Origin of the sequence: Prochlorococcus sp. MIT 1201 (assembly GCF_047303415.1) — a bacterium.
GTDB classification, from domain to species: domain Bacteria; phylum Cyanobacteriota; class Cyanobacteriia; order PCC-6307; family Cyanobiaceae; genus Prochlorococcus; species Prochlorococcus marinus_D.
Map to the genome: position 1 here is coordinate 481,932 of NZ_CP138947.1, position 22,570 is coordinate 504,501.

The window sequence follows — 22,570 nt, forward strand, 5'->3', positions numbered from 1 at the left end:
GAGATGAGTCTCACCTGCTAATGTCGCGCAACATTAAGAAGCTGGTAGTAGATCTCATGTCTGATGGCTCGGTCAATTCTGATTCTCCTCTGCCCAGCCCTTCTTCAGATTTAAGCAAAGATATTAATGCTGTGATGGCTCAATCTGATGCGCTTGTTGGGATCGATGACGTTCAGAAGTCTTTGAATCGTTCAAGGGCTTCGGTGTATCGCTACACAAATACAGATCCACGCAACCTCAATCCTTCGTTTAATCCTCGCAAGCTCAATCCTGAGTATCGAAGCGATCAGAAAGATCCCCTTCTTTTTCATCCAAATGAAGTCGCCCGTTTCGCAAAGGATGTTTTAAGGATCAAAGAAGTCACTGTTGAGGTTCTTAATTCCCCCTCAACAGCAACGCAACAGGTTCTTGGATCAATCCTTGAGGAGCTGCGTGCGATTAGGTCACAGCTTGATGGATTGAATGATGCACCGTCAGATTTGGCCGCCCATCGAGAGCGGCAGGATCGTCCTGCTGCATAACGTCTCTTTCGGTGACAGAATATTTTGTAGCGGTTTCCGGCAATGGCTTGCCCAGGCCCTGAAATCGCCCCGATGAAGGTGGCTGATGCTATCCCCTACACCGGGTCGTTCTAAACCACCCCTGCATGGATCCTGACCCAGCCTCAGTTTCAAGCCCCTCGTCTAAGGGTGAGGAGCCGTCCAGATCACATCATGATTCTGGTCTCATTGGACCAGATCCTGAAGATCCTTTCAGTTTGAGTGCGCCTTCGATTGCGTTGCTGGGTTTGACTATTGCCATCGCAACCGTTGGAGTACCCCTCGCGGCAGTTTTGACAGATCGGTCTGCGGGGAGGGAAAGCATGGTTCCCACAGCCTTGGAGAAAGATGGATCTAAGCTCTCTACTCCCATCTCCTTCACCCGGGTTGGTCAACCTGTTGGTGGAGATTCCGGCGGGAAGCCGGAACAAGTACGAATATTTCGATGAGGCTGGTGTGATGGCCCTCGATAGGGTTCTTCATTCCTCGGTTCGCTACCCGTTTGATTACGGCTTCATCCCCAACACCCTTGCTGAAGATGGTGCACCTCTCGATGCAATGGTGATCATGGAGGAACCCACATTTGCTGGCTGTCTGATTAGGGCACGACCAATCGGGGTGCTTGATATGCATGATTCCGGGGCTTATGACGGCAAGTTGTTGTGTGTTCCCGTTGCTGATCCCCGTCAACGGTCGATCAGCAGCATTCGGCAGATTTCAGCCAGTCAACTGGAGGATGTGGCTGAATTCTTCCGCACTTACAAAAATCTTGAGGGGCGAGTTGTTGATATCGGTGGCTGGAGAGATTCAGAAGCTGTTGAGCCTCTGTTGGAGACCTGCGCCAAAGCTGCGCAGGTTAAGCTGAAAAAGTAACTATGAACCCTAATCGCTTGATTGAACGAGTTCATTCTTTGCTGGCCAGTTAAATCATGCTCAACTCAATAAGGATTTATAGCTATTCGCGCTGTGCTACTTGTCGGAAGGCCTTGGCTTGGCTGCAGGAGCATCAAATTGTGCATGATCTTTTCGACATCGTTGAGACACCTCCTAGTCGAGAGATGCTTCGTGGCGCCAGTAAGCAGTTAGTAAGCCGCAAACTTCTCTTCAACACAAGTGGTGTAAGTTATCGCTCGCTTGGCGCGGATGCAGTCAAGGCCATGAGCGATGACGAGGCGCTCGATGCACTTGCCTCCGATGGCAAGTTGATTAAACGTCCTTTCTTGATCACTGAAAATGGCAGTGTATTGGTGGGCTTTAAGCCGGATGCCTGGGCTGAGGCGTTGCTGCCTTGAAGAGAAAACCCTTAGCAATAGGAGTATATTTCGGCAAAAATAAATGTTGTTTTGATGCGATGAATTTTTTGTAGGGCTGCTAAAGGGAAAATGACAAAAACAGATCGCAAACGATGGGCGTGCGATTATTGCTATTCGCAATTTGTAAAAGCCAGTAATCAATAGCCTGAAGGATGATTCATATATTGTTTTTTCCTGGGGGATTGACTGCCATGGCGATAGCAGGTGTATGACGAGCCATGAGTCATCCCTGTGCGCGAATATAATGGCCTTGCCTAAGTATTTATCTACTTTATCTGCAAGTTGATGGCAGCCTGTAAAGGATAGGGCTTGTTGTCTATTCATACTGGTGGAAGGAGATGGTTTGCGTTGGATATTTTCTAGATAAAGCAGCAAGTTTTTTCAAAGAAGTTCAATTAAGTGGATCCGGATCAGGCCCAAAAAGTCAAGAGATTAAGGTCGCTGAGGGCTCGCTATGCAATATTAAATGCGGAGACAATTTTAATCTTTGTGGCCGTTTATCTTGTCGCTATTTTGTTTTCTTTTGTTTACGTATTTCAGGCTCTTGCTGTCTTTGGATTTCTTCTAATGGTAGCTTGCATGATATCTTATAGTGTTATTTTATTGCTAGATTCTTGCTTTTAGCTTGTCGTTTTCGCCTCGCTGAAGTTAAGACCATCGAGCTCACTGATCAATTCATTAACCCCACCTTGTTCTCTGAGCTGGCGGAAGCTGGAGCGCTTGAACTCTTCAAGGAAGGCCACCATTAGTTCTTGACTACGTTCGAGAACGGGGCCCTGCTCGAGGGTGCGAGCGAGCTCTTCCCAGAAGCGATCAATCGTATCGACTCCTAGTTGCTCTAGCACCATATCTTTGCGGCCAAGTTGGTCGCCGGCATTGCGAGAGAGCTGCAGAAATGTATCGATCATTCCGGCTGCAAGTTGCCGGCTTAGTTCCGATTCGGCCTTTTCAATGACGGCAAGCCCTTTGAGTGGAGTGGGCACGATCACGCCATCCATACTTCGCTGCAAGGCGTGACTAAAGAGTGCCAAAAGTTGGGGGCGCATGCTTGGCCCTACCTCACTGAGGATTAGCGGTAGCCAGAGCCGAAGCAATTCGGCTAGTTCACGTTCTTCGTTCTTGTCCACAGATTGATGACTACAAAGACTGCGGATTCGTTGCGGCAGATGTGGTGAGCGAATGATTTCTTGCATCGCATCCACGATGCGTAAGGTGAGAACTTCAAACAGCTCCAGGGCTAATAGGGCTACGACGCCCCTGCTGATGACAGCGCGCAAAGGTTCCAGCTGAATGAGCCCAGCGCTGGATAGGCGCTCGGTAACGGGCACTACCCGCAAGAGTCTCCAGAATGGCAGCAGTAGAGGCAGGTCGATCCAGCGTCGCAGCAGGGCCTCTCGCCAGCTAATACCGGGGAAGCGACGCTTCAGGCGCATAGCCCTTAGCAGGATGTCGAGGAGAAAGAGAAGTTGGAAGGGAGTGTCGAGGCGCCAGGCATCGTCAACAGGCTGCCCGTTTTCGTTGATCGATCGCCAATAGTTGGTGGCGATCAGGGGAAGAATCTTCTCGGTCCAGAACAGTCTTTCTTGCTGCCAATCGAGGTTGTTGAGGTATTTGTTTCCCAAGAGATGGGCGGCTGCCTGCTTGGAGGAATCCATCCCAGCCCTTGCACGCAGCAGGCTTTTTAGTTTTTCAAGGGTGCCGACGTTGCCAGAGCTGACGAACGGATTCTCATCGATCAGTTGAGTCGTGAGCTCGACTTGATTAAGGCGTAGTTGTTGTGACGCAGGACTATTGATTCCTTGTCTTGCTGCGGTTTGATCGAGTTGGCTGAAACGTTTGATATAAAGCTGGGTATCTCTATGCGGTTTGATGCCTTTAACAACGTCATAGAAAGGCGTCACGTTCGGCACCCATGGCAACGGCACCATCAACGATGTCGAGGGCAGTAGATAGAGATTGCGGTGTAACCAGAAATTGCGTAGCGGAATGTAGGTAACGTCGAAGAGGATCCAACTCAAGTTGGTGGCAGCGATTAGCGCCAAAACTTGATCCCAGCGCTGCCAGAACTTACGCGAGGGGGAGGGTTTCAACCCTTGCCAGCGGGGACGCACCATGGGCTGAGGTTGCTTTGATCACGCTAAGGGGCCGGACAGGCTGGCCTTATCGTTAAGCATCGAATTCATAACAGGGCTGAGTTGTCTGACGCGCAGCAGCAGGACCATCCCACAAACGATAAGGCGTCTGCTCCCCGGGGAGCATCAACCTCTAAACCTCATCCATTTTGGGATTTCTGGGGACCAGTCTTCTTCACTTTGGGCCTGTATTTCGGCATTCGTCATTACGTCGCTGAGGCGAGATACATTCCCTCTGAATCGATGATCCCAGGGCTGCAAGTCCAGGATCGTTTGCTGGTTGAGAAAGTCAGCCTTCGCAGTCGATCTCCACGTCGAGGCGAGATTGTGGTTTTCAACACTCCTTCTTCTTTTAATTCAAAATTAATTAAGCAGCTCGAGAGGCGTCGTTTGCGTGATGGTGAGATCGCAATTCCTTGCTTGCTAGTCAACCTTCCCTTTATGAACTGGATTGGACTAAATAATCCTAGCTGTGATGCCTATATCAAGCGTGTTGTGGCTGTGGGTGGAGATCAGTTTTCCATTAGTCTAAGAGGAGAAGTGAGCGTGAATGGAAAGAAGATTGAGGAGCCCTATGTGACTAACTATTGCCCTATTTCAATGCAGGGAAGGGGTTCATGTAAAGCATTTATCGCGACTGTTCCTAGGGATCATGTCTTGGTGTTAGGTGACAATCGAAGCAGTAGCTCTGATGGACGAATTTGGGGATTTCTGCCTGAGAAAGAGATCCTCGGGCGTGCCTTATGGCGTTTTTGGCCTTTTGATCGTTTCGGCTCACTTATTCCCTGAGTCCACATGCCACGACACGGCCTTGTAGTTGGCAGCCCTGCCAGGGTTGATTAGCGGCTTTGGGGGCATCATCACTGTGTCGATCTTGGATCCAGAGCTGATCAGGGTCGAACATCAGCCAGCGCCGGCTGCCAACGGTCAAGCGTTCTTCGGGCAGGTTGAGCATTTTTGACGGTCCAAAACTCAGAGCATGCCAAAGCTGCTCTACAGACCAACCAGCTTTGACCACAAGCTCTTGCCAAAGCGCAGGCAGCACGAGTTGATGGCCTGCTAGGCCAGGCTCAAGCTGATTGGGAGGCAGTTGGGTATCTTCCTCATCCAGGGGTATGGCATGGACAGCCACGGCCGTGAGGGTGCCATTGGCGAGGGCCTTGATCAAGGCGGCTCGATCTCTAGGACTGCCAAGAGATGGGCTGACCCTCCATCCAAGCTCTGTGGGATCAAGTTTGCTTTGGTCAGTCACCAGATGCCACCAGCACACGCTGGCCATAGGCCGGGAGGGACAGGACCCCAAGATGGCGACTCCAGGGGCAGTGGCCAGGTTCATCAGTCTTAGGGAACGTTCAGGGTGCTGCCGATGAAGTTCGAGAAGTTGTCCCAGGGGGAGGGTTTCGCTGGCGAAGGGGTCAGGTGCCCAGCCCGCTCGTAGTGTTTCAACGCCTTCGCGCACCATCCCGCCACCTTGAATTTTTTCATCTCTGGGGGCGATTAACACAGGGGCTGACCCCATTTCGCCTAGCACCAGTCCTCGCTGTAGGAGAGCGATCGGCAGGATTAGATCGTCGTTTGCCAGCCCTACGGCACCGTGTTGCACTAAATCCGCGTGGGGGGATAGTTCGCTGCCGGCACCATCTCTGCTAAAGCTGCCCCACAAGTGAATGTCGACATCGCTATTTGGATTTAAAAATCCCTGCAATCTTTCGGGGCGATCACGCCAGGAGGAACTGCGGGGTAGCAGAGCTAGTTGGCCATAACCGGCAGCAGCAGCTGCATGTCTCAGGCTTGCAAGGGTTTCGCAATGACCACTGATTGGATCTTCAAGGATGGAATGGGGGTCTACAAGACAGGGGGCGAGTAGTTGTTGGCTGGCTGATTTGGGGGGCAGCCCGAGCTGTTGAGCCTGTATACGTGCCTTCGCTCCAAAGGCGATCAGATGGTTGTCTCTGATCAGCACAGCATCTTCAACGACAGGTTGATCCGACCCGTGCAGGATCCTTATGGGGTCTAGAAGTTGTGCCTCGGGCATCACGTTAGAGCGCCCCAGCAGCTGTGCGATCGAGCACACCACCAAGGTGAGAGGTGAGGTTGAGAGAGGTCACCACTGCAGGTTGGCCGGGATCTGTAGCGATGTCGACCACCGTGACACCTCCATTCCCTTGTTTGACTGCCCAGATATCAGCCGGGGTCATTCCGAGTAGATGGCAGAGAATCGTTTTGTTGACAGCGTCATGAGCCACCACGAGCGCTGTTGCTTCTGGAGCCAGGCTGTTGGCGATCTTGTTCCAGCAGGCCACTGAACGCTTCCATACATCCTGGATTGTTTCGCCTTCGGGCATCTGCACCGTCTGCGGAGCTTGTTTCCAGGCCTCTAGCAGTTCAGGCCAGCCGGCTTCAATGTCTGATTCCAGCTTCCCTTCCCAAAGGCCATGGCCGATTTCCACCAGCCCCTGGGTGACTTCGAGTTGGACATCTGGATGGTGCTTGAGGATGGCTTCCGCCGTTTGTCTTGGTCGGGTCATCGAACTGCTGTAGGCCTGATCGATCAACACATCGCTTAGGAATGCACCGGCTGCGGCGGCTTGCGCGAAGCCATTTTTATTCAGCGGGATGTCGATTTGGCCTTGGAACCGGCCTTGTTGGTTCCAGTCGGTTTCACCATGGCGCACAAGGATCAGTCTCGGCCCCTTCCCTTTGCTGGGTAGTTGCTGATGCAAGTGAACGGTGCTGTTGAGGCATTCGACTTGTGCTTGATGGGATTGCTCTGAGAGGGGTATCAGGTTGAACACCGAGAGTGAGGCGTTATCGAGGCGCAGTCGTCGCAAGCCTTGGTCTGGCTCACCAAGGAGAACAAGGATTAAGCAGCGCAGGATGCAATTGTGCGAAACAACCAGAACTGTTTCGTCACCCTCCATTGGGTGACGTTGAATGAGTTTCCGTAGGAATTCACGAGCCTGTTCCATCAGCTCGCCAATGGGTTTATAGGGATTGCCGTCTTCTCGCTTGAGAACCAATTCCTGTGGTTGTTGCTTCCAGGTGCGATAGGCATCTGGGAACATGCTCTTTACCTCATTGCTGCAGAGACCACTCCATGGAGCCAGGTCGATTTCCAGTAACCCATCATCGAAGCAAGGTCTGAGATCACTGCCTTTGCTTGCTAGTAGGTTTGTTGTTGTGGATGCGGCACGCTTCAGAGGGGAGCTGTAAACAGCATTGATTTGGATTTCTTTTAGGGCTTGTCCAGTTTGACGGGCCTGTTCTTGGCCTTGCGAGGTGAGCGTGGAAAGATCACTGCGACCCTGAATCCGTCGCTCGCGGTTGAAGCTGCTCAGCCCATGACGGACGAGGAGAAGACGCAGGGGCACCGGCAAAGATGTTTTGACGCGGCCATCGTATGGGGCCCCCTGCCAGCGCAGTATGGGATGGTCGTCGGAGATGCCCTTGAGGGAGTGTTGAACAGCTGTCAGCGCGCTGTGCTGCGGCCAGCGAGAATCAGTTTCAATTGATGCCTGGTCGTTGAGCTTTGATCCCCTGTTCAGCCTGATCAGGCGATACACCCGTGAGCCGCTTTGGAAAGTCGGACTGGCTTTCGTATCACTGATGTTTGCGGTTTTGATTTGGTTTGTGGGGTTGCAAGACAGCTTCAGCAGGCCGTCAGTGACCCCAACCATCTCCATGCAGCAACAGGAGATGGCTTTGCTTGCTGATCAGGCCGTCCCTGCAGCCATTAGGCCTCTGCTTGTGGGTGAGGATCCAACATTGGCTTTGCAAGAAGCTCTCGGTGAGATCCCTCTCAGTCAGATGAATGACCGCCAGAGGCTGTTGCTCGCCGGACTCCAATCTTCAGAGGCAGAACGTCGTGAGCTCCTGGCTGCTTCAGTGCAGTCACCGTTACTGATCCCTCTAGAGCAGGCGCTACTGGCTAGTAAGCAAGAAGGGGGCTTGTCACTTGCTGATCGTGAGGCGCTTGGCTCATTAAGCGGGGACCCTTTGCTTCAGCAGGTTGGTTGCTTTGCTCTTGGCGGGGATCGCGATGACTGCGTGAATCCCCGTGTCGCATCGAGCATGGCTTTGCGGCTGGTCTTGAGCGTGGTGTTACCGGCGGCGGCTCTACTTGCCGGTACTGCGCTTTTGTTGCGTCATCTTTGGATGTTGTTGCGCAAGTCTGTTGTTCCCTGGCCACCGCTTCAGGCCTTACCACTTTCCTTAACGGACATGGTGCTCCTGATTGCCTGTGGATTTGTGGTCTTGGGTGAGGTGATTGCTCCCGCTTTCGTGGCTCCGCTGAGTGCCTTGATGACGAGGGGGATGGACAGCCCCTTGAGCAAAGCATTGACAGTGGTGATTGGCTACGGCGCGTTGGCACTACCGCCATTGTTGATTCTGCGTCAGCAGCTGCGCAGTCTGCAGGCAACTGATCGGCCCGTTGATGGATGGTTGCAGTGGCGTCTGCAGCCTTGGGGTTCAGCGTTGCTGAAGGCAGGTCGAGGCTGGTTGATGGTGATGCCGTTGGTTCTCTTGACTGGATGGCTGATGGGATTGCTGTTGGGGGATCAAGGGGGAAGTAACCCCTTATTGGAACTGGTACTGCGCAGCAAGGATCCATTGGCCTTGATGTTGCTAGCCACCACCGCTGTGATTCTGGCGCCTCTCTTTGAGGAGTTGGTTTTTCGTGGTGCGCTTCTGCCTGTATTGGCGAAATCTTTTGGTCCGCTATGGGGTGTGGTAACTAGCGCGTTGGTGTTTGGTGTGGCTCACTTGAGTGTTGGTGAATTACCACCGCTGTTTGTGTTGGGCTTGGGACTCGGTCTATTAAGGCTTAGTTCAGGTCGTCTTTTGCCTTGCGTGCTGATGCATGCCCTCTGGAATGGGGTTACTTTCATCAATCTTTTGCTGCTTGGCGGATAACTGAACTCTTCAATCAGCCTTGATTGTTAGCGACTTAGCCTTGCGGAGGCCTATTGAGGGTGGTTCACTGATTTATTAGAGTGGCTTATTAGGTGGTTGCCGCACTTCAACAGCGTTCGGTAACGGCTAACCGTGCTGTTTCTCGGGCACGTTCTGTCCGCACACTTGAGCTGATCCAGGGATCCTTGTCTTCAAGGAAGGTGGCTCGCCAGTCGCCAGTCCTGGCAGGACTGCATCGGGCTGCTGATGGTGCATTGATCGGTGTTTTGGTTGCTGCGGCATTGATGTCCGCTCTCACGCTGCATTGGCAGCATCGTTGGACGATTGCTTTCAACAGGCTGGAGACCACTCGCTCATTGGCTCATCGTCTTACGGAGTCAACAGCGATGATTGAGCGTCACTTGTTGGTTGAAACCAGGTTGCCTCAGTCGATGGTTCCCACAAAGGTTGCCAACCTTCTTTACCTCGATCGCTCTGCGAATCCGTCTGGTGGTGTTGTTTCTGGAGAGTCGCAACTGCTTAGCCAATTGATGGGCCAACCCATTAATCACGGCTACTGATGCCTGCCTCAAAGGCTCGTCGCTCACGAAGCTCCAGGAGGCGTGCCCAGGACGTGATTGCGTTGGAATCAGTTCCTGCTCATCGGATGCGATGGGTGTTTTCCATCCTCTGCGTTGGGCTGATTGGACTTGTGGGCCGGATGGCTTGGCTGCAGGTTCTGCAAGCACCGGAACTTGAAGCCCGTGCAAGGGCTTTGCAGACCCAGCGAACCCAACCGATTGGGACACGGCGTTCAATTGTGGACCGCAATGGACGGCTGGTGGCTCTCGATGAGGAACGCTTTCGACTTTGGGCTCATCCTCGTTATTTTAATTTCCCCGGGGATGATCCCGGTTTGATTCGTAAGCCACTGGATGTTGCTCGCAAGCTCTCCGGGGTGTTGGCGATTCCTGTTACCGAATTGGTGCAGCGATTTGGCGACCGTCCTTCTGGTGTGAAGCTTGCTGAAGGATTGGATCAGGACATCGTCAATGAAATCCGTAACCTTGGTATCAGTGGTTTAGATCTTGAGGCTTATCCACAGCGGCTCTATCCGCAGGGCTCTCTGTTTGCCAACGTGGTGGGTTTTCTTAATTTGGATCGCGTCCCACAGGCGGGATTGGAGCAAAGTCGCCACGAGGATTTGTTGCGTCATGAACAGGTTCGCAGCCTGCGCCGAGGAGCGGATGGCACCCCCCTTCCTGACGACCTGGCTCCGGGAGTGTTTTATGGCGATCATCTAAGCCTGCAGCTCACTTTGGATGCTCGTTTGCAGGAGCTGGCGGGGCAGGCACTTGTGGCCCAGGTCAAAGAGTGGAAGGCAAAGAAGGGAGTGGCCATCGTGATTGATGTCACCAATGGAGAGTTGCTGGCGCTGGCGTCCACACCCACATATGACCCAAACAAGTATTGGAAATATTCGCCCTCTCTCTTTCGCGAGTGGTCCGTTCAGGACCTTTATGAACCTGGTTCTACCTTCAAGCCGATCAACCTTGCCCTTGCTCTTCAAGAAGGTGTGATTGAGCCGGGGGGAATGGTGAATGACAACGGATCACTGAAGATCGGTGGATGGCCAATCTCCAACCATGATCGTAAGAGCCATGGGGTGATCGACTACGCCAAGGTGCTGCAGGTTTCTAGCAACGTCGGCATGGTGAAGATCATGCGTCAGCTCAAACCCTCGCTGTACTGGGATTGGTTGCGACGGCTAGGACTTGATGTCAAGCCCGATACCGATCTGCCGGGGGCTATTGCAGGTCAGTTAAAGACGAAGGAGCAATTCGTGGCTCAGCCAATTGAGCCGGCCACGGCGGCATTTGGACAGGGACTGTCGCTCACGCCACTGAAGCTGGCTCAGTTGCATGCCTTGATTGCCAATGGTGGCCGACTGGTGAGTCCCCACATCACCAGGGGATTGCGGGCGGGAGAAGCGTTGGCTCCACGCGCCGCCGCAACAACTGGACATCAACTACTGCGCCCAGATGTCACCAGGATTGTGCGGGACTGGATGGAATCGGTTGTAGAGACAGGGAGTGGGGAAGGGGCGAAAACACCTGGTTATCGCATTGGTGGCAAGACCGGCACTGCTCAGAAAGCACTGAATGGGGTTTATTTGCCGGGAGCAAAGATTTGCAGTTTTGTTGCCCATCTGCCGGTTGACAATCCTCGCTATGTGGTGGTCGTTGTGGTGGATGAACCCCAGGGAGGCAATGCTTATGGGTCCACGGTGGCGGTGCCTGTGGCGAAGCAGATCATTGATGCTTTGCTGGTGCTTGAAAAAATCCCACCTAGCACTGAGCAGACCCATTCTCAGCCGGCCAAAGGCTAAGTCTTGGCAAATCTTCGATGGTGAGTTCTGAACCTGGGCTGTCAGCAAAAAAAACGCCGCTAGCTTAAAGATCTTGCGAGACGTTCTGCTTCATGGCCACACTCCTTGAGCAGCTTTCCACCATGACCGTGGTCGTGGCGGATACCGGTGATTTGGACGCGATTAGAAAGTTCACCCCCAGGGATGCCACGACCAACCCTTCATTGATCCTTGCGGCGGCTCAGATTCCTGCTTATCAGAGTTTGATCGATGAGGCTCTTCACTCCTCCCGTCAGTTATTGGGCAACTCTGCAGCTGTGGAGGAGGTGGTCCATGAGGCTCTCGATGAGATTTGTGTAATCTTTGGAAAGGAAATTCTCAAGATTGTTCCTGGCCGTGTTTCCACTGAAGTGGATGCTCGCCTCAGTTTCAATACTGAAGCAACAATCGCTAAGGCTCACAAACTCATTGGCCTATATAACGACGCTGGCATTACTAATGATCGCGTTTTGATCAAGATAGCTTCTACTTGGGAGGGTATAAAAGCGGCTGAGGTTTTGGAGAAGGATGGAATTCATTGCAACTTAACTCTGCTGTTTGGCTTTTCTCAGGCTGTCGCTTGTGCAGAAGCAGGAGTCACTTTGATCTCTCCTTTTGTTGGGCGAATCCTTGATTGGTACAAAGCATCTACTGGTCGGGATTCTTATGCAGGTCCAGAAGATCCTGGTGTGATCTCGGTTACCAAGATCTTTAATTACTTCAAAACCTATGATTATAAGACTGAGATCATGGGTGCGAGTTTTCGCAATCTTGACGAAATCATTGAATTGGCTGGATGTGATTTGTTGACCATCTCACCAAAGCTTTTGGATCAGCTGGGTAGTACAGAGGCTCCGCTGATGCGTAAGTTGGATGCGGTCAATCCTGTTGCTGCAGAGTCTCAGGTCCATGTCGATATGGAGAGTTTTGAGTCAATGATGAGGGCTGATCGCATGGCTTTTGAGAAGTTGGATGAAGGGATTCGCGGCTTTAGCAAGGCGATTGAAACTCTTGAGGCTCAGTTGGCGCATCGATTAGCTGTTTTGGAGGGAGGAGCGGCCTTCTGCCATGTTGTTCAGGAGATTTTCATGCTCAATGATCTCGATGGTGATGGTTGTATTACTAGAGAAGAATGGCTCGGTAGTGATGCGGTATTTGATGCCTTGGATCATGACCATGATGGCCGACTTCTTCAAGAAGATGTTCGTTCCGGGCTGGGTGCTGCTTTGGCACTAACAACAGCTTGAAGTCTTGCTTAATAAGTTAATAAGGTGATGAGTATTTGTCATCATTCCTTGTAATATTGAAAAATACTCTGCTTTGCCTGAGTTGAAGCTGGAGAGTTTTTTCTGCCATCTAGAAAGGACTAATTCTCTGAATCCCAAGATCGGTATCCTTTGATCAGAGCATGAGTGAGATCAGGGTTGGCAATCCTGCCAATCCAGCTGGCATGCGTGCAAAGATACTCTCTCGCTATAAAGTTATTCTCTAAATAGGCTTCTGCTTTCTCTGCTCTTGGCGACCTATCTGATCACAGGAACGAATCGCGGCATTGGCTATGAATATTGTCGTCAGCTTCATGCTCGTGGTGACGTGGTTGTGGCTGCATGCCGTAAGCCTTCGCAGCAATTGGAAGGCTTAGGCGTGCGTATTGAGGCCGGAGTCGAGATCACTTCAGATGGATCGATTGCGCGCTTGAAGCAACGGCTTCGCAGCTTGCCGATCGATGTGCTGATCCACAATGCCGGCATTTTGGAAAGCACGACTTTGAAAGATTTTGATCCCGAGAGCCTTCGTCGTCAGTTCGAGGTCAACGCCATTGGGCCATTACGTGTCACACATGCTCTCATGGATCATCTACTTCCTGGGGCCAAAGTCATTTTGATGACTAGCCGAATGGGCTCGATCGATGACAACAGTTCCGGCGGTTCTTATGGCTACAGGATGTCGAAGGTGGCTTTGTGTATGGCAGGAAAGTCATTAGCCATCGACCTTAAATCTCAAGGCATTGCCGTGGCGCTTCTTCATCCAGGGCTTGTGCGTACCCGCATGACAGGGTTCACTGATCAAGGCATTACTCCAGAAGAATCAGTTGATGGCTTGTTGGCTCGTATTGACAATCTCAATTTGGAAAACTCAGGCACTTTTTGGCATGCCAATGGGGAGATTCTTCCTTGGTAACAATTGGTTTGGTGAAGAAGTGATTGACGTTGCTTTTGGCCTGTGATTTTGCATTCTTCGTAATCACTTGAGAGCACTTCACTGCTCACGCTGAAATTTATTTTAAATTAGAAATGCTTGAATGCTAGTTATCGAACTTCGTTCGGCTAATCTTCATTCTTTTATGTAATTAACGTTGCAATAGCAACCGTTTAATCACACGCTGGGCAATGTCGCCATATCCCATCTCTCCAGAAAGGATCTGAGCAATCCGTTGTGGAGCTGTTGGCCTTTTGATCCCAAGCTGATATCCCACCTTGGGGAATCGATAAAACACCTGAGCAATCCTCTTGCCCCAGGCCATGGAGTCTCCCCACCGTTGTCGCATGGTTTGGCTGTAATCAGCCAGGTTGTTGGTATCACCGTTCAACCAATGATTCAGGCAGCGGGCTGCTTCACATCCACTCATCAACGCTGGGCGCAGACCTTCTGCCAGGAAAGGATCGCATAGTGATGCCGCATCTCCCACGGCGACGACACCATCGCCATGCAGTGCTTGATGGCCGTTCCATACCCGTAAAGATGCTTCTTGTCGTTTGCCTGCTTGCGGGTCAAATCCCAGGTTCGGTAGCAGTTGTTCCAAGACGGCATCACTATCGGCGGCATTGCGGCCGATGAACGTACCTACGCCTACATTCACGCCTCCTGCCAAGGGGAAAGCCCAGGCAAAACCATGATGAACCAGCCCAAATTCAAATCGGGCTGAACCAGTTTTGAGGTTGCCTCGACCCTCCAGGCGTACAGACATGGTGCTCGCGTGATGCAGGGTTTTTGGTCCCAATCCCAAGGCTTCAGGCCAAGCTGACTGGGAGCCATTCGCCAGTACGACCGCTCTTGCTTCAAGTTGTCTGCCGTCATCGGCTGTGACTTGCCATCGTTCTTTTTGTCTTTGCAAGCTTTTGACCGTAAAGGGCCGGAGCAGTTCGGCGCCTGCATCAATCGCCTGGCTTGTTAGGAGGGCATCAAGCTTTTCTCGCCGCACAATCCAAAACGGGGCGGAATCTTGCAGGTCGGCCACGACGGGATCACTGAGCTGCCAGCTGAACTCAACCCTTTCAATGACTTCATCAACGACCGATTGCAAATCAAATGGAAACCACTCCTGCACCGCAGCTGCCATGCCTCCGCCACAGGGTTTGATCGTTTGGTGTGCATTCTGTTCGAGCAGTGTGACGCTTTGGCCGGCTGCAGCCAGATGGAAAGCTGCCGCAGATCCAGCGGCGCCTGCTCCGATGACCAGCACATCGCGAGTGCTCAAACCTTGAGAATGTCGGCTTCTTTTTCGGCGAGGTATTTTTCGATTTCAGTGATGAATGTGTCGGTGAGTTTTTGTATCCCATCCTGTTCATCATGGCTCTGATCTTTAGAGAGCTCAGCATCTTTTTCTAGCTTTTTCACTTTATCAATTGCATCGCGACGGATGTTGCGCAGGGCTACTTTGCCTTCTTCTGCATATCTTGCTGCCAGTTTGCAGAACTCTTTGCGGCGCTCTTCAGTTAGCGGCGGCACATTGATGCGAATGATCTTGCCGTCATTGTTGGGTGTCAAGCCCAAATCACTAGTGGCAATGGCTTTTTCAATCAGGCCCATTGATCCATTATCAAAGGGCTGTATGGCAATCGTCTGTGAATCAGGGGTGGATATTGTTGCTAGAGATTTCAGGGGCGTTTCTGTGCCGTAATACTCAACGTTGATTCGATCAAGTAGGGACGGGTTGGCGCGTCCAGTACGGATGGTGGCGAAGTTGCGCTGTGTGGCCTCCACTGATTTGTGCATGTTGTCTTTGAGTTCCTGGTTCGACATGGCTTCAGAGAGGCGAAGGCTGGGTGAAGGGATGAGTTGGGATGGCCTGTTTAGGTTGCATTGCTGATACGGGAGCCGATTGCTTCGCCAGCCACTGCTTTGCCGATGTTGCCAGGTTCAAAGAGGTCAAATACAACGATCGGGATATTGTTGTCTTTGCATAGGGCAATGGCAGTGCTGTCCATCACCGCCAGCTCGCCGCTTAGCACTTGCTGGAAGGTGAGTGAGTCGTAGCGTTTTGCATCAGGGAAGTGTTTGGGATCACGGTCATAAACCCCATCCACCTTCGTGGCTTTGAACACCACATCAGCGTTGATTTCCGCAGCCCGAAGTGAGGCCGTGGTGTCAGTTGTGAAGAATGGATTACCGCAGCCTCCACCAAACACAACCACTCGGCCTTTCTCTAGATGACGAATGGCTCGCCGACGGATGTAAGGCTCCGCCACCTCTTGCATTTCGATTGCAGTTTGTACTCGGGTTGGTACCCCCGCTCGCTCTAAGCCGTCCTGCAATGTGATGGCATTCATCACTGTGGCCAACATGCCGACGTAGTCGGCCGTGGCCCGATCCATGCCCGCGGCAGAACCCTTTAGGCCTCGAAAAATGTTGCCACCGCCCACCACGATCGCCAATTGGGTGCCCTTGGCCACCACTTTGGCTACATCCTCTGCGATGGATTGAACAATTGCTGGATCGATGCCATAACTCTGATTGCCCATCAGCGCTTCGCCGCTGAGTTTTAGAAGGACTCGCGCGTAGGCCATTCATCGTCCAGATCCCGAAGAGAGTAGCAAGCCTTCTCCGAATCGTCCTTGAGCTGGATGGTCTGAAGGGTTGTCGATTCTCAGATTCGCTTGGATGAAGTCATCATTCCTGATCGATGCGAGAGAACGTGCTTTGTCGCAGCGATGTGATGGCCCGTCTGAGCTGTTGAGCGCTTGAAGGCATCAGACAGGATCCTTCTTGTTGGAGCGAGCTCATTGTGCACAGAGCTTTGCTGGTGAACGGTCTGTCGGTTTTTGTTGCTACAGATCAGCTATTGGATGTGCATTTAGAGGTGAGATGATTGATTGCTTCAAAACTCAATGCCTGCTTGTGCTTTGACGCCTTGCTCCTTGAAGGGGTGGTGCACCAAGGTCATTTCTGTGACCAGATCTGCACATTCAATGAGCTCCTTTGGTGCGCCTCGGCCAGTGAGTGCTACGTGGGTTAGGGGTGGCCTTTCCGTGATCCCCTCTAGTACTTCTTCTACCTTGAGATATCCCAGTTTCATCGCCACATTGACCTCATCAAGCACTACAAGTTTGTGGGTGTTGCTGTGGAGGTAAATCAGAGCCTGTTGCCAGGCTTTTGATACCAATTGCTGATCTCTTTCCCGGTCTTGGGTTGTCCAGGTGAAGCCCTCTCCAAACGCATGCCAGCTCAATGCGTCACCAAAAACTTTTAACGCTTTTGCTTCGCCTGGCTGCCAACTCCCTTTAATGAATTGCACGACTGCAACATGCTCGCCATGGCCAAGGGTGCGTAAGGCTAGCCCTAGCGCTGCTGTGGTTTTGCCTTTGCCATGTCCTGTGAACACAAGGATTAGGCCTTTCTCTTTGTCTCGTTCTCCTACACGTTGGCGCTGAATGTCTTGTCGGCGCTGCATGCGTTTGCGGTAGCTCTGTTGGTCGGTTTCGGGGGCTAAATGCCCGCCTATGCCGAGAACTTCTGCGCTGTGATCGAGTTCGGTTGAAGAGGGCGAATGCGGAGCTGGCGGCTTGGTCATCAAAGTGTTGGCAAGGTCTTGAGCATGCTTTGAGTTGGGCTGCTTATGGAAGGCGGGCTGTGATTCGTTGTAGTGCTCGGCCTGCTAATAGTTCTTGCTCAATAGTGCTGTAACCCATCTCCCGAAGTTGCTTGGGCAAGTCTGCTTGCAGCATTGTGAGAGCGGTTTCAGTTTCGAACAGGGCACAAAACAACTGTTGGGGCAGTTTGAGGCAGGGGCCTGCTGGATGGAGGTCTATCAGCACTAGCCAACCCCCCGGTTGCAATAGGCGCATGCAGGCTTTGAGCACTTGTTGTCGTTCTTCTGAGCTGAATTCGTGCAAGGCCAGGCTGATTTGGATGGCCGCAAATTGGCCGGTGTTCAGCGGTGGCTTTTCTGCCATGCCCTCGATGCATTGCAGTTGGGGGGTTCGTTCAGCTGCTAGTGCCAGTGCCTTTGGTGAAAGATCTAAACCTGTTACAGCGAAACCAGCCTCGATCCATGGTGCTGCTGTTTCGCCAGACCCACAGCAAAGATCCAAAACTGGTGCTCCTTTAGAAATCTTGTCTTGAAGAGCAGTCAGCCCTAAGGACCTCAACCGCTTTGCACCCCCTACGCTGAGGGCCGAAATGGTTGTCACTAGGTCATAAAACCAGCGATGCTCGTAGGCAAAGGTTCTTAGTGGTGAGGTCATGGGCTGAGCTGTCGAGCTAGGGCTGCATCTACCGCTTGTTGTTGGTCACGTCGGGTGATCCAGTGGTGATAGGTGCGGGTATGAATAGCCACTGAATGGCCCATCATTCTTGCTGCAACTGTGTCTGGAAGGCCGATGTGGATTGTGCGTACCGCCCAGGCATGCCGCAGGTTGTAGGGGGTGAGGGGCAGTTGATAGCGTCGGAATTGTTCCGACACTCTTCTCCCCACCTGTTGGAGTGTGGTGTGACGCAGATCGACATTCACCGGCGGCAGGGCCTGGGCATTGTTTGCTAGTTGTTCAAGTTCAAAATGCTCGACCCAGTCTGGATGAAACGGCCAAACCTGATGCTCGCCGGTTTTTGTGTTTGGTAGGACCCGCAGCACCTGATCTTCCCCCTTCGCTAAAGCAGCAAGGTCGCAGAAGAACACCTCGTGATTGCGCAGGCCGTAAGTGGCCATTAGTCCATAGGCAAGTCGCCATCCTGGGTTGGGGATGCGCTCCACCGCCTCGATGATCTGCTTGTCGCTGGGTAGTTGACGAAAGCGCGCCTGATGCAGGCCATATCCATCCGCTTCTGCGCGCCAATCTTCCGGCAGTGCCATTTCCAGGTGGCGTGCCAATGCAGCTAGGGCCGTGGCGCATTGCTGTCGGCTTCGGCTGCCATCTGCATAACTGGCCAGAGTGTCTTTTAAAAGGTCTGAATCAAAACAGCTCTGCTTGTTAACAGCTAGGGCTTTGAGTCGTCGTAAGTAAGGAAGGTAAGCGGACGTCCATGTGCTGCGGCTACCGGCCGGTGACCGTCGGCGATATGGATCAGTAAAGAATGCTTCTTCAAAGCTGACTAAAGCTTCTCTAAGACCTGTCGCTATCTGTTCAGGTTGTTTCCGTGTTGATTTGGTCGTCCACTGGGACCAGTCGAATTGTTTGCGTTGCAGTTGGTAGTGCACAAGTTGCACAATTCGCTCAGCCTCTTTCAATCCTTTTTGTTCTGCCAAAAGCTGCAAACTGATTCGTTGAGTTTTGATCAATCCAGTTCCATTCCGGCAGGGCAGTGCGCCGCGTAAATTGAGCCACTGGCCTCGCTGTTCAATTCTCAGGTTGATGCCGCTGTCAGCCAGGGCACGGTTGATGTTGATTAGCTCGTTGCTCAGCTCCATGGCCTTGTAGGGATGGTGCCACCTTGGCGTTGATGGCAGCTACCCTCAAGTCCCTCTAAAGAACTCTCTTCTCTATGGCCCGGGTCGGTGTCCTCTTGATGAACCTAGGGGGGCCTGAACGTATCCAGGATGTAGGGCCTTTTCTCTTTAATATTTTTGCCGATCCGGAGATCATTCGGCTGCCTAACCCCGCTCTTCAGAGGCCTTTGGCCTGGTTGATAAGCACGCTGCGCAGCAGTAAATCCGAGCAGGCTTACCGCTCAATCGGGGGCGGTTCACCTCTGCGGCGGATCACTGAACAACAGGCTCGAGAGTTGCAGAGCTTGCTTCGGCAACGCGGTATCGATGCCACGAGCTATGTGGCGATGCGTTATTGGCATCCATTCACAGAATCCGCTGTCGCAGATATCAAAGCTGATGGGATTGATCAGGTGGTGGTGCTTCCCCTCTACCCTCATTTTTCGATTAGTACCAGTGGCTCGAGTTTTCGAGAGTTGCAGCGCTTGCGACAGACGGATGAATCTTTCCGCAAGCTGCCAATACGTTGTATCCGCAGCTGGTACGACCACCCTGGATATGTTCGTGCCATGGCGGAGTTGATCGCTGAGCAGGTTCGGCTGAGTGATGTGCCTGAAGAAGCTCAAGTGTTTTTTAGTGCTCATGGAGTGCCCAAGAGCTATGTCGAACAAGCAGGTGATCCATATCAGAAGGAGATCGAGGCTTGTACGACTTTGATCATGGCTGAGCTGGAAAACCTTCTTGGCTATGGCAATCCTCATTCCCTTGCCTATCAAAGCCGAGTGGGGCCAGAGGAATGGATTCAGCCCTATACCGATCAAGTTATTGCGCAGCTTGGTGAGGCTGGTACACGGGATTTAGTGGTTGTGCCGATCAGCTTTGTGAGCGAACACATCGAAACTCTCGCCGAGCTTGATATCGAATACCGCGAGCTGGCGACCGAAGCAGGGATTGTTCATTTCAGGCGGGTGCCTGCTCTTGATACTTACCCCACATTCATTGAGGGTCTGGCCGATCTGGTTGGATCCAGTCTTGAGGGGCCAGAGATCAATCTCGATGAGGCTGCCAAGCTGGCCGGTCGAGTGAAGTTCTATCCCCAGGAGAGATGGCAATGGGGCTTGAATACCAGTTCTGAAGCATGGAATGGACGCATAGCCATGCTTGGGTTTGCGGCTTTTTTGTTGGAGCTGATCAGTGGCCATGGCCCTTTGCACGCGATCGGTCTGCTCTGAGTGTTGGCTCGTTAAGGGTCGTCTCACTCTTCTTGTTGGTTCGTCTGTGGGATGACTGTTCTCAACGGAGTCCATTTGTATTGGGGCATTCGCCCTCAGGCAGCAGGCTCACTTACGGATTGATTTTGCTGGTGATGGTGAAGAACCAATAGGCAATCTGTACGGCAGGCCCTTAATCTTTAGGAGCAGACCATGCTTTGCCACTGCCGTGACCTTGACTTCTTCAACCACGGCTCTCGGTGGTTCATCACAACAAGTGCAAAAGCTTATGACGGGCGCCGATGCCCTGATGGATGCTCTTCGCCGCAACGGTGTGGAGATCATCTTTGGTTATCCAGGTGGTGCAATCCTTCCGATTTACGACGCCGTTTATAAGGCTGAGCAGCAGGGATGGTTGAAGCACATCCTTGTTCGCCATGAGCAGGGGGGCGCCCATGCGGCTGATGGCTATGCAAGGGCTACAGGTCGTGTTGGAGTTTGCTTTGGAACCTCTGGGCCAGGCGCAACCAATCTCGTTACTGGTATCGCCACGGCTCAGATGGATTCAGTTCCAATGGTGGTGATTACAGGACAGGTCCCTCGACCATGCATTGGTACAGATGCTTTTCAGGAAACTGATATTTTCGGGATCACTCTGCCTATCGTGAAACACTCCTGGGTTGTTCGCGATCCGGGTGATTTGGCTTCAGTTGTTGCTCAAGCATTTTTTATTGCAGCTTCTGGGAGACCTGGTCCGGTGTTGATTGATATCCCTAAGGATGTGGGCCAGGAGGAATTCAACTATCAGCCAGTTGAACCTGGATCGGTAGTGCCTGCAGGATTTCACCGATTCCCGGCTCCAGAACTTTCCTCAATTGAGGCGGCTCTCGATTTAATTGATGATGCTCAGAGGCCTCTCCTTTACGTTGGCGGAGGAGTTATTTCTGCCGGAGCTCACGAGAGTCTTAAGGGTTTTGCAGAACGTCACCAGATACCTGTCACCACCACATTGATGGGTAAGGGGGCGTTTGATGAGCGACATCCTTTGGCTTTGGGGATGTTGGGAATGCATGGCACTGCCTATGCCAACTTTGCAGTTACTGAATGTGATTTGTTGATCGCTGTCGGTGCACGTTTCGATGACCGTGTTACAGGCAAGCTTGATACTTTTGCGCCCCGCGCAAGAGTGATTCATTTTGAAATTGATCCAGCAGAAGTAGCTAAGAACCGACGTCCTGATGTTGCGGTATTGGGTGATGTTGGTGTCAGCTTGGTGAAGTTATTGGACTTGAGTAAGCAAAAGTCTGTTGAGTTGAGGACTTCAGCGTGGCTAACTCGTATTGAGAGTTGGAAGAACCTTTACCCCTTGATGACTCCGCCTGAGGAGGGGCCAATTTATCCTCAGGAGGTGCTCTTGGCAATAAGGGACTTGGCTCCTGAGGCCTACATAACAACTGATGTGGGCCAGCATCAGATGTGGGCGGCTCAATATTTACGGAATGGGCCTCGTCAGTGGATTAGTAGCGCGGGATTGGGAACGATGGGTTTCGGGATGCCAGCTGCTATTGGTGTTCAAATTGCTTTGCCAGATGAACAGGTTGTTTGTATCGCTGGTGATTCCAGCATCCTGATGAATATTCAGGAGTTGGGAACACTGATTGAGTACAACATCCCAGCCAAGATTGTGATTGTGAACAACCACTGGCAAGGGATGGTTCGTCAGTGGCAGCAAAGCTTCTACGAAGATCGTTATTCAGCCACTGACATGCTTCCGGGCATGCCTGATTTCGTGGCATTGGCGAAGGCCTTTAGGGTTGGTGGGGTGTTGATCACTGAGCGAAAGGATCTCAGGTCAAGTTTGAAGCAGGCCCTTGCGACTCCAGGTCCGATGCTCATCGACGTGCATGTGCGACGTGATGAAAATTGCTATCCGATGGTTCCTCCTGGCAAGAGCAACGCTCAAATGGTGGGTTTATCTAACCACCCTGAACTTTCTGGGGTTTCTCTGTGATGCAACGACTGCAGTTTGTTCTTCTAAGCATTCTGCTTGTTTTGTTCATCGCACCATTGCCTGTCATGGCGGCGGAAGTGCTGCGTGTGAGTAGCTCCTCGTTGCTCCTGGTTGGTGACCACAACCGAACCTATACCGTTCGTCTTGCTTGTTTGCAGGTGGATCCATCTGATGAGGCGGAAGCGATGGCTTGGTTGAAGTCAGAGCTACCCAGGCGCCGGCGGGTCAATCTGCGCCCAGAAGGTTCTAGCGAAGGTGTGCTTTTGGCGCGGGTGACCTCCATCGGCAGCGATGTAGATCTCAGTGCAGGGCTAGCGGCTGCTGGTTTAGGTCGTTTAACGTGCGATTCGCCTCAGGCTTGAGATAGGAGTGGCTCTGCAAGATCAAATTGTTTCTCTAGAAAGATCTTGTGATAAAGCCAG

At 52.2% G+C, this 22,570-nt stretch carries 21 protein-coding genes; 12 read left to right on the plus strand and 9 right to left on the minus strand.

The window, feature by feature from the left end:
- The first annotated feature begins 56 nt into the window (after window positions 1-56).
- The 3 genes from SIB41_RS02300 to SIB41_RS02310 all read left to right on the plus strand — a co-directional run bounded on the left by SIB41_RS02300 (window position 57) and on the right by SIB41_RS02310 (window position 1,831).
- Window positions 57-521: a hypothetical protein gene (locus SIB41_RS02300; RefSeq protein ID WP_011825410.1), complete on the plus strand. Its 465-nt coding sequence runs from the start codon at window positions 57-59 to the stop codon at window positions 519-521.
- Between the two features lie 366 nt (window positions 522-887).
- Window positions 888-1,412: an inorganic diphosphatase gene (locus SIB41_RS02305; protein WP_011130626.1), complete on the plus strand. Its 525-nt coding sequence runs from the start codon at window positions 888-890 to the stop codon at window positions 1,410-1,412.
- Between the two features lie 56 nt (window positions 1,413-1,468).
- Window positions 1,469-1,831, plus strand: coding sequence for an arsenate reductase family protein (locus SIB41_RS02310; RefSeq protein ID WP_413360132.1), 363 nt, complete (start codon window positions 1,469-1,471; stop codon window positions 1,829-1,831).
- A 641-nt stretch (window positions 1,832-2,472) separates the two neighbouring features.
- On the opposite strand, the gene SIB41_RS02315 is transcribed toward SIB41_RS02310, so the two are convergent.
- A complete protein-coding gene (locus tag SIB41_RS02315) occupies window positions 2,473-3,966 on the minus strand; it encodes a hypothetical protein (protein ID WP_413360134.1) in 1,494 nt (497 codons plus the stop codon).
- Between the two features lie 81 nt (window positions 3,967-4,047).
- Here SIB41_RS02315 and lepB point away from each other — a divergent pair, with 81 nt between their 5' ends.
- Window positions 4,048-4,773, plus strand: coding sequence for a signal peptidase I (gene lepB / locus SIB41_RS02320; protein WP_413360136.1), 726 nt, complete (start codon window positions 4,048-4,050; stop codon window positions 4,771-4,773).
- Here the strand turns inward: lepB and SIB41_RS02325 are convergent.
- Both SIB41_RS02325 and SIB41_RS02330 read right to left on the minus strand, forming a co-directional pair.
- On the minus strand, window positions 4,763-6,019 hold the full coding sequence (locus tag SIB41_RS02325) for a dihydroorotase (protein ID WP_011130622.1): 1,257 nt from the start codon (window positions 6,017-6,019) through the stop codon (window positions 4,763-4,765). The genes lepB and SIB41_RS02325 overlap by 11 nt on opposite strands.
- A 4-nt stretch (window positions 6,020-6,023) precedes the next feature.
- The gene (locus SIB41_RS02330) at window positions 6,024-7,355 is read right to left on the minus strand and encodes a histidine phosphatase family protein (RefSeq protein WP_413361332.1); all 1,332 of its coding nucleotides are present in this window, start codon (window positions 7,353-7,355) and stop codon (window positions 6,024-6,026) included.
- A gap of 151 nt (window positions 7,356-7,506) precedes the next feature.
- Here SIB41_RS02330 and SIB41_RS02335 point away from each other — a divergent pair, with 151 nt between their 5' ends.
- The 5 genes from SIB41_RS02335 (at window position 7,507) to SIB41_RS02355 (ending at window position 13,465) form a co-directional block, all read left to right on the plus strand.
- A complete protein-coding gene (locus SIB41_RS02335) occupies window positions 7,507-8,898 on the plus strand; it encodes a type II CAAX prenyl endopeptidase Rce1 family protein (RefSeq protein ID WP_413360138.1) in 1,392 nt (463 codons plus the stop codon).
- A gap of 92 nt (window positions 8,899-8,990) precedes the next feature.
- Complete coding sequence (locus tag SIB41_RS02340) at window positions 8,991-9,458, plus strand: hypothetical protein (RefSeq protein ID WP_011130619.1); 468 nt, start codon at window positions 8,991-8,993, stop codon at window positions 9,456-9,458.
- Window positions 9,458-11,266 carry a peptidoglycan D,D-transpeptidase FtsI family protein gene (locus SIB41_RS02345; protein ID WP_413360140.1) on the plus strand — a complete coding sequence of 603 codons (1,809 nt, stop codon included), beginning with the start codon at window positions 9,458-9,460 and terminating at the stop codon, window positions 11,264-11,266. The genes SIB41_RS02340 and SIB41_RS02345 overlap by 1 nt, the downstream gene beginning before the upstream one ends.
- A gap of 92 nt (window positions 11,267-11,358) precedes the next feature.
- Complete coding sequence (locus SIB41_RS02350; RefSeq protein ID WP_413360142.1) at window positions 11,359-12,531, plus strand: transaldolase; 1,173 nt, start codon at window positions 11,359-11,361, stop codon at window positions 12,529-12,531.
- 268 nt (window positions 12,532-12,799) lie between these two features.
- Window positions 12,800-13,465, plus strand: a complete 666-nt coding sequence (locus SIB41_RS02355; protein WP_011130616.1) for an SDR family oxidoreductase — start codon at window positions 12,800-12,802, stop codon at window positions 13,463-13,465.
- Window positions 13,466-13,634: 169 nt separating this feature from the next.
- Here the strand turns inward: SIB41_RS02355 and SIB41_RS02360 are convergent, their stop codons facing one another.
- The 6 genes from SIB41_RS02360 to SIB41_RS02385 all read right to left on the minus strand — a co-directional run bounded on the left by SIB41_RS02360 (window position 13,635) and on the right by SIB41_RS02385 (window position 18,908).
- Window positions 13,635-14,762: an NAD(P)/FAD-dependent oxidoreductase gene (locus SIB41_RS02360; RefSeq protein ID WP_413360144.1), complete on the minus strand. Its 1,128-nt coding sequence runs from the start codon at window positions 14,760-14,762 to the stop codon at window positions 13,635-13,637.
- Complete coding sequence (frr, locus tag SIB41_RS02365; protein WP_011130614.1) at window positions 14,759-15,307, minus strand: ribosome recycling factor; 549 nt, start codon at window positions 15,305-15,307, stop codon at window positions 14,759-14,761. The genes SIB41_RS02360 and frr overlap by 4 nt, the downstream gene beginning before the upstream one ends.
- 50 nt (window positions 15,308-15,357) lie before the next feature.
- Complete coding sequence (gene pyrH / locus SIB41_RS02370) at window positions 15,358-16,071, minus strand: UMP kinase (RefSeq protein ID WP_413360146.1); 714 nt, start codon at window positions 16,069-16,071, stop codon at window positions 15,358-15,360.
- Window positions 16,072-16,382: 311 nt separating this feature from the next.
- A complete protein-coding gene (gene cobO, locus SIB41_RS02375) occupies window positions 16,383-17,075 on the minus strand; it encodes a cob(I)yrinic acid a,c-diamide adenosyltransferase (protein ID WP_413360148.1) in 693 nt (230 codons plus the stop codon).
- Window positions 17,076-17,118: 43 nt separating this feature from the next.
- Window positions 17,119-17,748 carry a class I SAM-dependent methyltransferase gene (locus SIB41_RS02380; protein ID WP_413360150.1) on the minus strand — a complete coding sequence of 210 codons (630 nt, stop codon included), beginning with the start codon at window positions 17,746-17,748 and terminating at the stop codon, window positions 17,119-17,121.
- Complete coding sequence (locus SIB41_RS02385; protein ID WP_063419812.1) at window positions 17,745-18,908, minus strand: site-specific integrase; 1,164 nt, start codon at window positions 18,906-18,908, stop codon at window positions 17,745-17,747. Before SIB41_RS02385 ends, SIB41_RS02380 begins: the two co-directional genes overlap by 4 nt.
- 74 nt (window positions 18,909-18,982) lie before the next feature.
- On the opposite strand from SIB41_RS02385, the gene hemH reads away from it, so the two are divergent.
- The 3 genes from hemH (at window position 18,983) to SIB41_RS02400 (ending at window position 22,510) form a co-directional block, all read left to right on the plus strand.
- The gene (hemH, locus tag SIB41_RS02390; RefSeq protein WP_413360153.1) at window positions 18,983-20,158 is read left to right on the plus strand and encodes a ferrochelatase; all 1,176 of its coding nucleotides are present in this window, start codon (window positions 18,983-18,985) and stop codon (window positions 20,156-20,158) included.
- 208 nt (window positions 20,159-20,366) lie between these two features.
- Window positions 20,367-22,148, plus strand: a complete 1,782-nt coding sequence (gene ilvB, locus SIB41_RS02395; protein WP_413360155.1) for a biosynthetic-type acetolactate synthase large subunit — start codon at window positions 20,367-20,369, stop codon at window positions 22,146-22,148.
- Complete coding sequence (locus tag SIB41_RS02400; protein WP_063406467.1) at window positions 22,148-22,510, plus strand: hypothetical protein; 363 nt, start codon at window positions 22,148-22,150, stop codon at window positions 22,508-22,510. Before ilvB ends, SIB41_RS02400 begins: the two co-directional genes overlap by 1 nt.
- Window positions 22,511-22,570 lie beyond the last annotated feature (60 nt).